16 protein-coding genes and 1 riboswitch are annotated in these 16820 nt (G+C 27.8%); of the genes, 1 reads left to right on the top strand and 15 read right to left on the bottom strand.

Annotated elements, in window-relative coordinates; all coding sequences use genetic code 11:
• Positions 1 to 141: 141 nt before the first annotated feature.
• The 5 genes from BM119_RS03490 to BM119_RS03470 form a co-directional block, all read right to left on the bottom strand.
• The gene (locus tag BM119_RS03490; protein WP_090038944.1) at positions 142 to 738 is read right to left on the bottom strand and encodes a response regulator; all 597 of its coding nucleotides are present in this window, start codon (positions 736 to 738) and stop codon (positions 142 to 144) included.
• Entirely contained in the window at positions 725 to 2542 is a 1818-nt protein-coding gene (locus tag BM119_RS03485; protein ID WP_090038942.1) for a sensor histidine kinase, read from the bottom strand. The genes BM119_RS03490 and BM119_RS03485 overlap by 14 nt, the downstream gene beginning before the upstream one ends.
• A 209-nt stretch (positions 2543 to 2751) precedes the next feature.
• Positions 2752 to 3345 carry a hypothetical protein gene (locus tag BM119_RS03480; RefSeq protein ID WP_090038941.1) on the bottom strand — a complete coding sequence of 198 codons (594 nt, stop codon included), beginning with the start codon at positions 3343 to 3345 and terminating at the stop codon, positions 2752 to 2754.
• A 76-nt stretch (positions 3346 to 3421) separates the two neighbouring features.
• Positions 3422 to 4705 (bottom strand): voltage-gated chloride channel family protein, encoded by a 1284-nt coding sequence (locus BM119_RS03475; protein WP_242948300.1) that lies wholly within the window; start codon positions 4703 to 4705, stop codon positions 3422 to 3424.
• A 263-nt stretch (positions 4706 to 4968) separates the two neighbouring features.
• A riboswitch (Fluoride riboswitch) is annotated at positions 4969 to 5030 on the bottom strand.
• Between the two features lie 34 nt (positions 5031 to 5064).
• Positions 5065 to 5481 (bottom strand): DUF3785 family protein, encoded by a 417-nt coding sequence (locus BM119_RS03470; protein ID WP_090038939.1) that lies wholly within the window; start codon positions 5479 to 5481, stop codon positions 5065 to 5067.
• 363 nt (positions 5482 to 5844) lie between these two features.
• On the opposite strand from BM119_RS03470, the gene BM119_RS20545 reads away from it, so the two are divergent.
• On the top strand, positions 5845 to 6003 hold the full coding sequence (locus tag BM119_RS20545; RefSeq protein WP_423230994.1) for a hypothetical protein: 159 nt from the start codon (positions 5845 to 5847) through the stop codon (positions 6001 to 6003).
• Here the strand turns inward: BM119_RS20545 and BM119_RS03460 are convergent.
• From BM119_RS03460 to gcvH, 10 genes are all read right to left on the bottom strand, one after another.
• Positions 6000 to 6425 carry a hypothetical protein gene (locus BM119_RS03460; RefSeq protein WP_090038938.1) on the bottom strand — a complete coding sequence of 142 codons (426 nt, stop codon included), beginning with the start codon at positions 6423 to 6425 and terminating at the stop codon, positions 6000 to 6002. The genes BM119_RS20545 and BM119_RS03460 overlap by 4 nt on opposite strands.
• A 160-nt stretch (positions 6426 to 6585) precedes the next feature.
• Positions 6586 to 7794, bottom strand: coding sequence for an NAD(P)/FAD-dependent oxidoreductase (locus BM119_RS03455; RefSeq protein ID WP_090038937.1), 1209 nt, complete (start codon positions 7792 to 7794; stop codon positions 6586 to 6588).
• Positions 7795 to 8033: 239 nt separating this feature from the next.
• On the bottom strand, positions 8034 to 8489 hold the full coding sequence (locus BM119_RS03450) for a hypothetical protein (RefSeq protein ID WP_090038936.1): 456 nt from the start codon (positions 8487 to 8489) through the stop codon (positions 8034 to 8036).
• Positions 8490 to 8914: 425 nt separating this feature from the next.
• A complete protein-coding gene (locus BM119_RS03445; protein WP_090038935.1) occupies positions 8915 to 9298 on the bottom strand; it encodes a glycine cleavage system protein H in 384 nt (127 codons plus the stop codon).
• A 422-nt stretch (positions 9299 to 9720) separates the two neighbouring features.
• Positions 9721 to 10524 (bottom strand): DUF368 domain-containing protein, encoded by an 804-nt coding sequence (locus tag BM119_RS03440; protein WP_090038933.1) that lies wholly within the window; start codon positions 10522 to 10524, stop codon positions 9721 to 9723.
• A 259-nt stretch (positions 10525 to 10783) separates the two neighbouring features.
• Complete coding sequence (gene lplA, locus BM119_RS03435; protein WP_090038932.1) at positions 10784 to 11767, bottom strand: lipoate--protein ligase; 984 nt, start codon at positions 11765 to 11767, stop codon at positions 10784 to 10786.
• A gap of 186 nt (positions 11768 to 11953) precedes the next feature.
• Positions 11954 to 13333, bottom strand: coding sequence for a dihydrolipoyl dehydrogenase (gene lpdA, locus BM119_RS03430; protein ID WP_090038930.1), 1380 nt, complete (start codon positions 13331 to 13333; stop codon positions 11954 to 11956).
• Between the two features lie 305 nt (positions 13334 to 13638).
• A complete protein-coding gene (gene gcvPB, locus BM119_RS03425) occupies positions 13639 to 15090 on the bottom strand; it encodes an aminomethyl-transferring glycine dehydrogenase subunit GcvPB (protein ID WP_090038928.1) in 1452 nt (483 codons plus the stop codon).
• Positions 15090 to 16430, bottom strand: coding sequence for an aminomethyl-transferring glycine dehydrogenase subunit GcvPA (gene gcvPA, locus BM119_RS03420; RefSeq protein ID WP_090038926.1), 1341 nt, complete (start codon positions 16428 to 16430; stop codon positions 15090 to 15092). Before gcvPA ends, gcvPB begins: the two co-directional genes overlap by 1 nt.
• 1 nt (position 16431) lies before the next feature.
• The gene (gene gcvH / locus BM119_RS03415) at positions 16432 to 16815 is read right to left on the bottom strand and encodes a glycine cleavage system protein GcvH (RefSeq protein WP_090038924.1); all 384 of its coding nucleotides are present in this window, start codon (positions 16813 to 16815) and stop codon (positions 16432 to 16434) included.
• Between the last annotated feature and the right edge of the window lie 5 nt (positions 16816 to 16820).

The following is a 16820-nucleotide window of genomic DNA, read 5'->3' as shown; positions in this document are numbered from 1 at the left end:
TAATAATTTATTTCCAAAATAGAGGAAATATTACTATCTTTAATCTTCTCAAATTTATTTTTATTACTTGTTCAGAATACCATATTATAGTTAACTTTGCAACCTATATTTTTACTTTTATCTATACAAAATTCCCCAATATTAAACTTCATTACTTTTAAATCCTAGTACACATGCAAATTCTTTAAAATGCTTTGCTTTATCATTATTTCCATTTAACTCTTCTATCTTTCCTATAAGATAATATACTTCTCCACAATCATCCCTTATATTAAGACTCTTTTTCAAAATATCATGTGCCTTAGTTAAATCTCCCTTTTCAATAAGCTTTTTAGCTGATACAATATAAAAGTTTATATTTGTTCTAAGATGTTCTTTTTCTAATACTTCAGCCAATACCCCTTTTACTCTCTTTGTTGTAAATGGTTTTTGAAGATATGCTGATGCACCATACTTAGTGCATTCAACTCCATTTTTAACTGTTCCAAATGCAGTCATTATTATTACAATAATATTTTTATTATATCTTTTTATCATCTTTAAAAGCTCTGTACCATTTACTTCTGGCATTTTTATGTCGCTAAATACTATATCTATTTCTTCTCTCTCTATTATATTCATAGCTTCCTTTGCACATGAAGCTTCAAAAACAGTATAACCTTCTACTTCAAGACAAGTTTTTAACATTTCGCGTATATTTTTTACATCATCAACAATTAATACTCTACGTTTCTTCATTTATATCTCCTCCAATAGGCAATATTATTCTAAATAAACTACCTTCTCCTAATTTGCTTTCACACTCTATACATCCTTTATGTAATTCTATAAGTTCCTTTGATAAAGCTAATCCAAGGCCTGTGCCCTCAGTATCATCTACGCCTCTATAAAACTTATCAAATATTTTAGGATGATCTTCTTTAGATATACCTATACCATTATCTTTAACATCTACTTCTATATTATTTTTATCTTTTCTAACTGTTACTTTTACAGTTGCTTCATTGTTTGAATATTTAATCGCATTAGAAAGAAGATTATTTATAACCCACCCTAGTTTTTCCATATCTCCCGTAATTCTAGGTATATCTTCATCATATTCTGTTAATATTTTTATTTCTTTGCTATCAGCTAGGGTGTAAAAGCCATCTAAGCATCCTTCTATTAGTTGTATTATTGAGAAGCTATCTATATTCAATAAATTATTATAGGATTCTATTTCATGTATTCTCAAAAAGTTATTTATAAGTGTTAATATTTTGTCACCATCATCACTTATAGTTTTTACTATTTTTTTATAATTGTTATCTATATCACTTTCCTCTAATATAGAGGCCCCCATAATTAAAGATGTTAAAGGAGTTTTTATTTCATGAGATAAAGATGATATAAATTCTTGTTTCATTGTTTCAACTCTTTTAATTTCTGTTATATTATGGAAATACACTATTAACCCTCTTCTTTTCTTATCTATATCCATGAAATAACATAAAGTTACATCATAAGTTGTATTTTCTATTGATATAATCTTCGAAGCCTTATCTTCCCCATATTTAATAAATGAGGATATGCAATCGAAAAGCTCTCCATTAGTTATGGCTTCTAATATGTGTCTATTCCTTACAATACTAAGAGATAATTTAAATTCCTTCTCGCAGCAATCATTTAAAGATACTATTCTAAAATTTTCATCTAAAACTATAATAGGATCTGAAATACTTTCTACTATAGCCTCTGATTTGTTTTTTTCCTCCATAATTTTTCCTAAAGTTGAGTTTTTGAATTCATTTATTTTTTCATTCATTTTATTAAATTCTTTTGCTAAAAGTCCTACCTCATCATCAGAAAGAACACGGGTTTTATGTAAAAAACCACTTTGCTTAGAATTTATAATATCTTCTTTAAGAATAACTATAGGTTCTAAAAATTTATTTATATATCTTATAAATATATTTATAGTAAATATCATCAGTATTATTGATAAAAAAACCATTGTATACATAGATAAATCTACTCGATCTTTTAAATTTTGCTGCTTATTTAATAATCCTTCTTCATTTAAATTCTCTATATATTTTAAATTTTCCTTTAACGACATATATTGAGGTTGAACTTCCTTCATGTAAATTGTCAAGTTTTCCTCTGCTGATCTATCCTCGCCTTTAAAAACCTTAACTGCTTTCTCCATAAAAGTATCATAGTCAGTTCTTACATTATTATTCCCATTGCTTTCACCTTTCTCTGTAATATTATTGCTCTGAAAGATATATTGCTTATAAAACTCTCCGTTTAAAATGTAAAAATCTTTTCTATATTCATCCTTTTTGGTATTAATAAAATTCACAATATTTGTGTTTTGTTTATCTACTATTGTCGCCATAGCACTTGTAGCACCAATAGATGAATAATTATCTGCCATTAATGTATCTGTAGTACTTTTTATTCTCAACAGATTATATATAGATACTGATACTATAATAAAGATAACTCCAAACATTGTAGAAAATAGAAAGAAAAACTTTTGTTTTAATCCTCTTTTCATAACCTGTCCCCCCCTCCTTATATAATATATTTTTAAATGTTTTCTCTCAACTTTATATTGATATGAAATTTAGAGAATTTTTCTCCTATATTAAATAAATAAAAAGTAACTTCTCTACATTAGCTATTAAGCTAAGTTTTTAGTGAAAATTAACTTACAAGAAAAGCTTGCTTATAAAAAACTTATTAAAAGCAAACCTTAAATTAAAGTTATTTTAAAATTACATCTCTAATAAACAAGTTATTTTTATTAGCTAAATCATGATAAACTTCCATATCTTTAGGATTATTAAAAAATACTGGAAAAGACAATTCATAATTACCCCATATAGCCATTGGAATTTCATTAAAATATATAGTACAAAAATGAAGTTCCCTTGTTGATAGTCTCGTTACAAATGAAATTAATTCCTCATACTCTAGTAAAAAATATACAGTTTCAGTGTTCAAGTTTCTTAGATGGTCTATAAATATTATTTTATCCTCATAATCTAAATGTTGTAAAATTTTAAGACATCCTTCATTATCTATTTCTTTCAGATAGAAATCAACAACTACTGGTTTATTTTTATTTAGATTATATACTGATTTCATAAAATTAATATATTTATCTTCATTACTTACATTATAACTACAAACCTGCCCTACATTTAATTCTTTTGCTTCTTTCAAACTTAAACAATGATCCTGAGTATCTAAAATACCACTGCTATAATTATCAAAAGCATAGTCTATATTTTTTATTGGTGTTTTTACTATTTCTAAAAACTTCTCATAACTTATAGGTTTCATTAATTTACTCACTAAAATCATTCCTTTATATTATACTTTCATATTATTAATACTTTCTTTTCATTATAATTATAACTGGAAATTCATATTATACAATCTGTTTTTCTTCTATTTCATCTTTAAACATAATAGTAGGCCTAAATGCTTTTTGTGATGAATATATTCCACCATTCCCTGAGAAAAAATAACTTATAATACATACTATAAATACATACTCTAAATTATTAACTCCGAATAATTCTATTCCCATTATAAAGGAAGCTACTGGAGTATTGGTACAACCACAAAATACTCCTATCATTCCAAGTCCTGCTATAAAAGATATTGGTAAGTTTATAAAAGGAGCTATGAAATTTCCAAGTGTCGCTCCTATTACAAACAATGGAGTAACTTCCCCTCCTTGAAACCCTGCTGAAAGAGTTAATGATGTAAAAATTGTTTTCCATAAAAATGCACTATTAGGTATTTCATGTGTAAAAGAATTACTTAACAAATCTAAACTTAGCCCTAAATATATTCTATTTCCTACTATGAATGTTAATAAAATTATTATTATTCCTCCAATAAAACTCTTTACACTGCTACTATGAAATAATTTAGATAATAGTTTTTTCAAATAATGAGTTAATGATGAAAACACTCTACTCATTAACCCAAATGCTATGGCACATAATACTATCTTTATAAATAATGAATAGCTAGGTGTCATTCTTTCCCCCATATTATAGTGACTATGGGACACATTAAATAGCATAGTGGTAAAATTCGCTGTGAAACTTGCTACAACGCAAGGTATTAATGCTTCGTGCTTCATTACACCTATTGCTGCTACTTCTAGACCAAATATAGTTCCTGCTATAGGTGTTCCAAAAACAGCACTAAATCCACTACTTACTCCACTAACAATTAGAATTCTATAATCTATATTATTTAGTTTAAATACTCTTCCTATAAACCCACTTATACTAGCACCAATTTGTACCCCAGTTCCCTCTCGTCCTGCTGATCCACCAAATAAATGGGTTATAAATGTTCCAAATAATACAAGTGGAGCCATTCTTAAAGGAATGTTTTCTTCACCATCATTTATAGCTTCTATTACAAGATTATTGCCTTTTATGGAGTTTTTCCCTATTTTAACATATAAGTAACTCACAAAAGCCCCGCCTAAAGGCAATAAATATAATAACCACTGATTTTCTTCTCTTAATTTTGTTCCCAAAACAAGACTATTTAAAAATAATGCTATAAAACATCCTACAATGACCCCAGATATCCCTCCTAAAGTCACCCATTTAACAAATTTATTAATAATGTTTTTATATTCCTTTGCCATAAAAATATTATTAATACTTTTTTTAAACTCACTCACTTTAATACCTCCAATTCTAATTAAGAATTGACAGTTTACAATTGACAATTGCGATTAAAAATCACAGGTTTTCTTAAAAAATATTTTCATTATAGAAATCCTCTGTAAGAAGATTCCATCCTTAACTTCCCACTTATCACTTGCAACTTGTCACCAATTAAAAACCTCTTTAACTCTAGGTTTTATCAGTACTTTAGAACCAAATTTTTTTTACCTTTCTTTACATTAAAAAAAGCTCCTACAAGTATACTAATACCCTTAGTTAACTTGTAGGAGTCATTAGCTAAAATTAGCAGTTAAGGTGAACTCCATCACCTAATTTAATTATATATATGTTTTTTAGAATAAATCAAGCTCTATTACATATTGCATTGTTCTATTTCTATAATATAATCTCCACAATTCTCACATATCATTATACTTACAATATAACTATTATCAACCTTACCTTTTTTATATATTCCACTGTAGCTATTTTCTTCATAATCATTTGATATACTACTTGTAATGTAGTTATTATCTTTAGTAAAAATATAAAAATGGTATTCTAAAAATGGAAACACTTTCTTTCTTTGTTCTTTTCCATGAAGGCACACTTCGCAAGGTTCTGCATAATATTCTAATCCAAAATTTATGTTTTCTGCTTTGTTTAATAAATCTAATATGTTTAAAACCTCAATATTATTTATAGGTGTTTCTTCATCATTAAAAAAACATTCACATTTTTCTTCTATAAGATCATATTCTTTATCTTTAAATATAAATTTATAATTCATTTTTTCCTCCCTATGGTATTGTATTTTATTTCATAAATATATTATGATATTATGTATTATTTTAGAAATCTTTCTAAGAAGATTTTATCATTAACTTGTCACACAAATACGCTTTCTCCATTCAACTTTCAACTAAAAACAACTATGTATTTTTAATGTTTCTAAAAATTATCAACATATTTGGCTTTATTATAAATTCCCCTTTTTCTTTACCATATATTATATATTAATAACACATATATGATTTGATTTCAAGAAATTCTTAAGTTCCATAATTTCAACTTCATAAATATTTTTACATATTAGTCAAAACTTAAAGAAGCTAGACCCCATTGTGATTTAAGTGAAAACTTTGAATACAAAGTGGCTAAAGGAGATAAAGCACAAAATGAAAATTGTATTAGATTCTTAGAACCAATGATTAAAACTGCTATCTTATTGAAGATACTACATCTTCAGATGAAGTTGGGCTTAATAAAGAATCCTAGTAACATTTTATATCTTACTAGGATTTTTTATTAAAACATTGTTCTTAACATTCTAAGTCTTATATCATTGCTTTTTAATGTGTTTATACTATAATTTTGCTTAGTATTTTTATTAGTACTAGCTTTATTTTCTTCTTTTGTTTTTATGAAATAATTCATTTTATTTCCTTGATTTGTTATTTTTTTCAAGTAATTTGTTTTTGTTTGTGAAATCCTATCCATTTGAATTCCTTTTCCATTATATATGGAACCTGGTCTTAGTTTTGCTTCTCTGGTTTTAATCCTACTCTTATCCTCTTTATTTTTATCTTTTGTTGTTACTTTTCCTTTGTTATCTAGTGGTTTATTATTCTCTTTGAGTTTATCTATCATAGACTCCTTTGTTTTAAAATTATTATGATCAAATGATAATACTTTCATTTGTCTATAATAATCTCTAACAATTCCATTTCCCATAACTATTTCCCCCTTTTTAAATAACTAAATGTATTTTAAAGGATAAAGATTTCTAATATAGTTATCGTGGATTTTTCTACTCTCTTCATTAACTTCACCTTAAATTTACTTAGTCATCAAAAAAAGAATCAGTAAAATATACTGATTCTAGTGTTTATTCTTAAAATCTATCTACTTTGAATAAATTTAAGTTCTTATCTTCTTCTCCTAGATATAGTTTACTAAGCATACCTCCACCTAAAATAGAAAACAATATTCCATTAGCTCCATATCCTAAACAGTACCAAAGCTTTTCGTTATTAGGATCTTTCCCTAAAAAACCCATATTATCTTTTGTTGAAGCAAATGCTCCACAATATTTATATTGAACCTCAATATCTTTTATATTGGGGAACATATTTTTCAACTTATTTTCTAAAATAGAATACTTTTCTTCTGCCTTTTTCTCATTAAATATACCTGGTATGAAGCTTATATCCTCTCCGCCTATTATTATTCTATTATCATCCGTGGTTCTTAAATAGTTGTATGGATCGTTGTTATCCCTAATTAAAACTCTATTCTTCCATCCATTAAACTCACTAACTGGTTTAGTTGCTATATTAAAAGTAGTAGTTTTAGTTCCAAAATTCCTGTCTGTAAAAACTTTTGTGTTATATCCAGTTGCTACGATGACTATATTTCCTTTTACTTTATGCCCATAACATGTTTCTACTTCTACATATTCTTCAAAATAGTTTACCTTTGTAACTTCTGAGTTTTCAAAAACTTTGCCACATTTACTCTGTGAAATTTCTATTAGTTCATGGGTATATTTAAATGGATCTAATTGTGACCCACCATTTTTCCCATAAACTCCTGCCTTTAAATCAAAAGAAAAAGGATTATTACTTTCATCTATGTATTCAACATCAAATCCATTCTTTAATCTTAATTCATATTCTTGTTTCATCTCTTTTATCTCTATCTTGTTTGATGTATATAGAAGTGTATCTTTTAAAGAATATTCACAATTATTTCCGTATTTATTTATAAACTTTTCTATTTCTTTTAAAGCTTTAACACCTAGTTTGTATGCTAATACTCCATTTTCTAATGAAGTAACACTTGTTAACGCTTTTAAGTTCTCATCTAATTCATATTGCAAAAGAGAAGTAGTTATACTTGTACTTTCATGTGCTATTCTGTTCTTTTCTAAAATAACATTTTGTATATTATTTTCACTGAAATAATAGGAAAGTATTGCCCCCGTCACCCCTCCTCCAACTATTATTACATCAGTTGAAATATCCTCTGTTAAATAAGGATATTGTTTGGGTATACTGTTCAATTTTAAAAATATAGGTTCACCCTGTACATATTGTTCCATAAAAGCCTCAAACTCCTTAATAAGTAAATTTTACCTTAAAATCTAGCAGTCTTTATACTTATTATTTTATCCAAGTTAGAGTTTAATATTATTTAATTTTTATATCACATATATAATTTTACAATTGATAATATTCCTAATCTTAAAAAGTATTACAACCCAATCGTACTCAATATCAGTATAACCTCCAGTTATTGCAAAATCTAATTTAGACTTAAACTTTGTTACTTTGGTTTTCTCTATATTTCATACTCTATTTTATTATTCTCACACCATTTTTTTGCCATGTTAACATAAAAACCATCTTCAAATTCATACCAATTTTCTATTAAGTTTTCTTTCTCTAATATATTTCTAAATGTTCCAAAACCACTTATATTACTTAAAAGTTTTTGTTTTATATCTTCATTATCTAATGTATAGCAAAAATCTTCTTGTAAATTAGGCAGTTCTATTGAATCCTCATTAGGAAGCAATATAAATCTTTTATTTTTCATATCCTTAAGAACATTTATTGCACTTTTAATTTGATCTTGCATCCATTGTTCTTCTGACTTTTTTCCTGTTCTTGCAAGATTCATAGCCTCCTTACTTATTGCTTCTAACTCCATGTTTTCCTTATCAACGAAAACGTATAATTCTTCTATACAATTTTGAAAATGCTCAACTATGTATTCTAATTTAATTTTCTTCATAACTATATTTTCTCCTTTTAAAATCATTTATATTTGTAGTATTTCTAATGCTAACTCTTATAGAAGTTAATGATTAACATCTATAATTTCTCACATAAAACTTTATTCTCAATTTTATAAGCTTACTCCTTAGAATTTTCACCTAATAAACTTTAATGTTAATTTGTCTATTCTCACTAATATCATAGCATAATTCTATACACCTATAGCCTTCAATTATAACTTGTAATCTCTCAATTGTCACTTACATAAAGTTAAGAATTGAGAGTTAAAATTAAGGTTTATTTTTCTTGCAACTTGTCGCTAATAACATAGACTATACCCTTTAGCCTTATTTATTTCAATAGGATAATTTATAACTAACACTAAATTATATAAAAGGCTAAGAAAAATTTTATCTTAGCCTAAATATAAATTATAATATATTATTTCTCCTTTTCACATATACTTTCATATTCCGAATAACTTAACAAATCCTCTAACTGGTTCTTGTCATCTAATTCAATTAATATAATCCAATTATTATACGGGCTGTCATTTATCACTGCTGGATTATCTGATAAAATTTCATTGGTTAGTAAAACCTTCCCATCTAATGGTATACACACATCACATGCTATGTTAAGTCCATCAACAACAACATATGCCTCCCCTTTTTCAAACTGTTCCTCATTATCTGGTAAATCAATAAAACCTATATCTCCAAATAACTCTTGTCCATAATCCGTAATTCCTATATAGGCTTTTTTCCCTTTAACATTTACCCACTGATGATCTTCTGTATAAAATAATTTTTCTAAGTTAGTCATTTATACTCCCCCTAATTTAAAATTCAATTTATATGATGGCTAATCACTATAACATCATCTAAATCTAAGAATTACTTGATTTTTAAAGTTATTCTTTACATTGTAGTTTGTTATAAATATATAAGGTAGTTTAGGAAAATATACTTGTATTTTTATAAACTACCTTATATATTTTTAAATAAGGCACATGAAAGAAAATAACAAGTCCAAGATGCCATGTCTATTTCTTTTGAATTTGTGTTTTATTTTTGTATAATGAGTTTAAAAACGAAGCTTATTAAATAAATTCTTCGAGTCAATTTGCAGACTACTTTCTCCTATAATGTAATTGTCTTTTAATCTATATTTCTCATTATAATAAAAGGGATATGAAATCAAAAAATTTCATATCCCTTTGCTTATTATACTTTTAATAAAACGCCTTATTTTTTTCCCATCAAAAATGCTATGATAAACCCTACTATCAAAGCGATTATAGAATATACTCCAACTATCCCAAAAGAAAATCCTGGATAAATAGAAAATATTGATCCTAAAACCAGCCCAAATATAAATAAATATGCTATTTGAGGATATTTCTTCATAAATGAGTCGATTATTTTTGTCATAGTTACAAGCCCTAATATAACACCTATAGCTACAGGAATAAGTATTAGTATATTCATTTCTGATACAGCTGTTACTATAGTATTATACATGCCTAATACAAGTAGTAAAAATGATCCACTAACTCCTGGTAAAATCATTGCTGCTGCTGCTAAAAATCCACCAAATGCTAATTTGAAAAATGTTATTGTTGAAATTTCTCTTATAATCACAACACTTTCTCCAGGAGTTCTTATAAATGCCATTGCTACTAACAGTCCAAACGCTAAAATAAAACTTAAATAGTTTATTGGTTTTATTTTTGTTTCTGTTGCCTTTTTATATATTATTGGACAAGTGCCAACTATAAGTCCTATAAAAAAGAAATTAGTTTGCATTGGAGCTTTATCTAATAATATTGTTATCAATTTACTAAATAAGATTATTCCAAGTCCAGCACCAATTACTATCTCTCCAAGAAACACACAGTTTTTCTTCCACTCTTTAAGTAAATTATTAATTGATGATATAAGATTGTCATATATTCCAAGTACAACTGCCATTGTACCCCCACTTACTCCTGGAATTATATTTGATATTCCTATTATCATCCCTTTTAAAATATTTAGTATAACTTCCATATGTACCCTACCTTTTTATTATTTTTCATATATTATAACTAAATCATTTTATAAGTTTTATTTCTCACCTATAAAACAACCCTTGTCCTATACTCATTATCTATATCCTACTTTTAATAATGGTTAACTAATATATGATGTTACTAATAGTTTATTAAAGTAAATTTACATTTAATAAACTATTATACAAAGTAACTTTAATCTTATACAGAATTCTATCATAACATTAATAAAAATTGTAGGGTTTTTTCTTATAGATTTAGATAAACACAGATACTATTTCATCAAAAGATATATTTAAAAAATATTCATCTATGTTAAATTCATTTAATTCACTTATTATAGCATCTTTTTTATGTTTTTTTCCTTTAAGTGCCCTTTCTATTTCACACACATCTTTTACACCAAAAAAATCTCCAAAAATCTTAACCTCTTTCATGAAACCATTTTTCACTTCTATATTTATTTCTATTGTTCCACCCTTAAATTTTTTCTCATTAAAAAAATTATATTTAGGTGACTTTCCAAAATTCCATTCCCAGGTTGAATATTTACTTTCTCTTAAATCTTCTATATACCGTATCTCTTCATCACTTAAATATGTTATTTTTTTATCTTCTTCATGTCTTGTTACATATTCAAAAATTTTGTTTTTAAAATCTATAACACTCAAACTATCATCTAAGTAATTACTTATATTAGTTATTCTACTATATACAGACTTTACAGCTTTATCTGAAAATTTTATAGGCTTTGATATTAATGCATCACTTAAATTAACTATATCAGAAGAAAATAATAAAGTCCCATGGTGCATAACCCTATGTTTATACTTACATTGGGCATTTCCTGAGAATTTTTTCCCCTCTATTAAAAGATCATTTCTACCAGAAAACTCAGCCTTTACTCCTAATTCATTTAAAGCTCCTATTATAGGTTTTACAAATTTTTTAAAATCGGTAAAGCTTCTGCCATCATCCTTTACTATAAAAGTAAAATTTAAGTTTCCAAAATCATGAAATACAGCTCCTCCTCCTGTTTGCCGTCTTACAACCTTTATTTTATTTTCATTAACGTAATCAACATTTATTTCCGATAAAGTATTTTGATTTTTACCAACTACTATACATGGCTCATTTCTCCACAAGACAAAATATTCATCATCGTCACTATGTTTAAGTAAATACTCCTCTAATGCTAAGTTAAAATATGGATCTGTATGTTTAATATCTATATATCTCATGAAAAATCCCCCCATATATTTTAAAATTAACTAATAATTACTCATATATATTTCTACTCAATAGTTATTAAATTAAATATAAATTATTCTTAGCTTCAGTTAAAGTTAATTTGTTCATTATAATTAACCTCCATCTAAAGCTAAGAATTAATTGATTTATATGCTTTTTTCTTCTATAAAGAAAGATTACTTATTTATACTATGAATAGCCTCTTTATTTATTCCTAGTATGGCTTCATAAAGAGCCTCACCTAATGTTGGATGACTATGGACAACTTCTTTAATATCTTTTACAGTCATATTTTTTTCCACAGCTAAGGTTCCTTCTAGTATTAAATCTGAAGCATGTGGTCCCATTATATGAATTCCTATAAGCTTATTATTTTCATCACTTATTACCTTAACAAAACCTTCTCCCTCACCTAAAGCTAAAGCTTTACCATTAGCCCCAAACATAAACTTGTTTTTCTTATAAGAAATGTTTTTAACTTTTGCTTCTTCTTCAGTAATTCCAACTGTAGCTATTTCTGGGAAAGTAAATATACAGCTTGGAATCACTAAATCATCACATGGTTTATTTAGTAGTATATGTTCAACTACTTGAACTCCTTGATGAGATGCGGCATGAGCAAGTAGAGATATTCCATTGACATCTCCTATAGCATATAAGTCTTTAACTGATGTTTCGTAATTTTTATCTACTTTTATTCCTTTTTTATAAGTTTCTATGCCTATTTTTTCTGTGTCAATTCCGTTTAATAAAGCTTTTCTTCCTTTTGCTAACAAAACTAAATCCGCTTCAATACTAACTTCGCCTTTCTTTCCTTCACACTGAATTAAAACTTTTTCTTCTCCATCAAATGATTTAACCTTTGTGGAGGTAAGAATTTCTATTCCTGACTTCTTTGCCATAGCTGTAAATCTCTTTGTTAATTCTCTATCTACATCATATAATATAGAATCCCTTGCAACTATTACTTTAACTTTACTTCCCATAGCATTAAATATAGTTGCAAATTCCATACCTATGACCCCACCACCTATTACCACTAAAGTTTCTGGTATAGATTTAAAATCTAAAAGTTCATCACTAGTTATAACATTTTTATGTTCTTTCCCTTGAATTTCTGGAATTTCTGATTGTGAACCTGTTGCAATTATTATATTCTTTCCTTTTAAAATAATTTCTTCATTTTCACACTTTACATTAACAGTATTTTTATCTATAAGTATAGCTTCCCCTCTTATAACCTCTACCCCATTACCTTTTAATAAAGCTTCAATACCTGATACAAGTGTATTTATAATGTTTGATTTTCTATTTTGTATTGTGTCTACATCTATGCTAAATTCTTTAACATTAATACCAAAATCTGATATATGTTTTAATGTATTAAATAACTCTGCTGTTCTATAAATAGCTTTAGTTGGTATACATCCTCTATTAAGGCATGTTCCCCCAAACCTATCCATCTCAACAACTGAAACATTTGCCCCTAGTTGAGCAGCTCTTATTGCTGCAACATAACCTCCTGGGCCTCCTCCTATTACTATAATATCCTTCATAAACTGATCCTCCTTATAAAATTGAGAATTGAGAATTTACAATTGTGGTTGAATGTAACTTTTTTAGTGACAAGTTTATAGTTACAAGTGACAAGTTGAGGTTGAAAATCACAGATTTTCTTTAATTATATTTTTTAAATTTTAAAATTAGACATTAAATTATTAGTTTTTATTAACAACGTGAAGAAAAACTTCCCTAACTTATCACTTGCCGCTTGCAACTTGTCACTACCTCAAGACTTTATACTTTCCCGTACATTTAAAAAGGTGTGACTTTTTCGCCACACCTTTTATATTTTAAAATCTTACTGCCACTTTAATACTGGAGTCCTTGCCGCCTTAACTTGGTCCAACCTTCTTACTGGCGCATTATGAGGTGCTTCATGTAATAATTCTGGACTTTCATTAGCTTCTACAGCTATTTTTTTCATAATTTCAATAAAGTCATTAAGTGACTCCAAACTTTCACTTTCTGTTGGTTCAATCATTAACGCCTCATGGACAATTAATGGAAAATAAACTGTTGGTGGATGAACACCATAATCTATTAGTCTCTTAGCTACATCTAATGTACTTACATTATTTGGATTATTTTTCAAACCATCAAATATTATTTCATGTTTACAAACCTTATCTATAGCAACTTTATAATAATCCTCTAATGCAACTCTTAAATAGTTTGCATTTAAAACAGCATTTTCAGAAACAGCTTTTAATCCTTCTTTTCCCATAGTTAATATATAAGTATAAGCTCTAACTAAAACACCAAAATTTCCATAAAGACTTCTTACCTTACCAATAGAATCTGGTCTATCATAATCAAATGTAAACAAGTCATCTTGTTTTTTTATTAAAGGAACTGGCAAGAATTTTTCAAGTTTTTTATTCACTCCTACTGGACCTGATCCTGGTCCCCCTCCACCATGTGGTGTAGAGAATGTTTTATGAAGATTTAAATGACAAACATCAAATCCCATATCACCTGGTCTTGCATATCCCATAACAGCATTTAAGTTTGCTCCATCGTAGTATACAAGTCCCCCTGCTTCATGAACAAGATTACTTATCTCAACAATGTTTTCCTCAAACAATCCTAAAGTGCTTGGATTAGTAAGCATAAGTCCTGCAACTTCATCACTTAAAGCTGCTTTAAGCTCTTCTATTGAAACTGATCCATCTTCACATGACTTTATTTCAACAACTTCAAATCCTGCTACCATAGCACTTGCTGGATTTGTACCATGTGCTGAGTCTGGTACTATTATTTTCTTTCTCTTAAGGTCTTTTCTACTCTCATGGTAAGCTTTTATAAGAAGTAATCCTGTAAGTTCTCCATGAGCACCAGCTGCTGGTTGAAGAGTAAATGCTTCTAATCCAGTTATTTCACATAAATCTTGTGAAAGATTATACATAAGTTCTAAAGCTCCTTGTACATTCTTTTCACATTGATATGGATGTATCTTGCTAAACCCATCCAAACTTGCTATGTCTTCATTTATTTTAGGATTGTACTTCATAGTACATGATCCTAATGGATATACCCCTGTATCTACACAATAATTTTTATTAGACAATGCTGTATAATGTCTTACAACATCAACCTCACTTACTTCTGGAAGCTTTATCTCACCTTCTCTTATCATATTCTTTGGAAGAATATTTTCTAAAGCAACCTCTGGAACATCTAATTTAGGAAGCTTATAACCTTTTTTGCCCTCTTTGGAAAGCTCAAATATAATTTTATTATAATTATTCATTATATCTCCTCCATGACCTTAACTAATTTATCTATTTCCTGCTTTGTTCTTTTTTCTGTAACACAAAGCATTATAGAATTTTCATATTGAGGGTATTGCTTTCCTAGATCATATCCACCTAAAATATTATTTTGAAGTAAAATGTTATTTATTTCACATAAACATTTATCTGTTTTCACAACAAATTCATTAAAAAATGGTTTATTAAACACTGGTTTATATTTTCCACTTTCAATTAACTTATTATAAGCATAATGAGATTTTTCAATACATTGTTTAGAAACCTCTTTTACGCCATTTTTACCTAAAGTAGCCATATATATAGCTGCTCCTATTGACATTAAAGTTTGATCCGAACATATATTAGATGTTGCCTTTTCTCTTCTTATATGTTGTTCCCTAGCTTGAAGAGTTAATACAAAGCCTCTTTTTCCATGTCCATCATCAGTTTCTCCAACTATTCTTCCTGGCATTTTTCTCATAAGCTTTTTAGTTGTATTTAAGAAACCAAATCCTGGTCCACCAAAGTTTATATTACAGCCTAATCCTTGACCTTCTCCTATTACTATATCTACTCCTAATTCCCCTGGACTTTTCAACACTCCTAGAGATAAAGGATCTACACTCATTATTAATAAAGATTTGTTACTATGAACTATTTGTTCAACCTCAGTAACATCTTCTATAATTCCAAAGAAATTTGGACTTTGAACTATAACTCCTGCAACATCTTTATCCATGGAATATTTAAGTTTGTCTACATCTGTAACTCCTTCGTTTTCATCAATTTCTATAAGATTGTATTCCTTAAACTTTAAATAAGTTTTAAGTACTGTTCTAACTTCAGGGTTTACAGTTTTTGATACTAATATTGTGTTTCTTCTAGTGCTTTGTTTAGCCATAACAGATGCTTCAACAGCAGCAGTACCAGAATCATACATAGATGAATTTGAAACTTCCATTCCTGTTAAATTACATAGCATACTTTGAAACTCAAATATACTTTGAAGAGTTCCTTGACTTATTTCTGGTTGATATGGAGTATATGCAGTATAAAACTCTGCTCTTCCAAGCAAATGTTTTATTATTGATGGTATATAGTGATCATATAATCCTGCACCTAAAAAGCAAGTCAAATCCTCTGTAGATTTATTAGATTTTGCTAAATTGCTCATTATATTTGTGACTTCTAATTCTGATAAACCACTTGATAAATTTAACTCTCTCTTTAATCTAACCTTATCTGGTATATCTTTGAATAATTCCTCTGTGGAAGTCATAGAAAGAGTTTTTAAAATTTCCTGTTTCTCTTTTTCTGTATTTGAAATATAAGGAAACATCTTACTCCTCCTCTTTACATAAATTTTCGTAATCTGAAGCTTTTAATAAATCCTTTAAGTCCTCCTTATCCTCTAATTCTACAACTATCATCCAGTTTTCATATGCATCACTGTTTATTGCAGCTGGATCATCTGAAAGAACTTCGTTTACCTCTATAACTTTTCCACCTGCTGGCATGTATATATCTGCAGCAGCCTTAACTGATTCTATTACAGAGAAGCTTTCTCCTTTTTTAAATTCATCGTCTTCTTCTGGAAGATCAACGAAAACTATATCTCCTAATAGTTTTTGGGCATGATCAGTAACTCCTATATAAGCTTTATCTCCCTCAACTCTTATCCACTCATGATTTTTTGTATATAATAAATTCTCTAAAACAGCCATCTTTT

The sequence above is a fragment of the Clostridium frigidicarnis genome, from assembly GCF_900111985.1.
Lineage (GTDB): Bacteria > Bacillota > Clostridia > Clostridiales > Clostridiaceae > Clostridium_Z > Clostridium_Z frigidicarnis.
The sequence above is the reverse complement of the archived record's forward strand: the minus strand, read 5'-3'. Positions and strand labels throughout refer to the sequence as shown.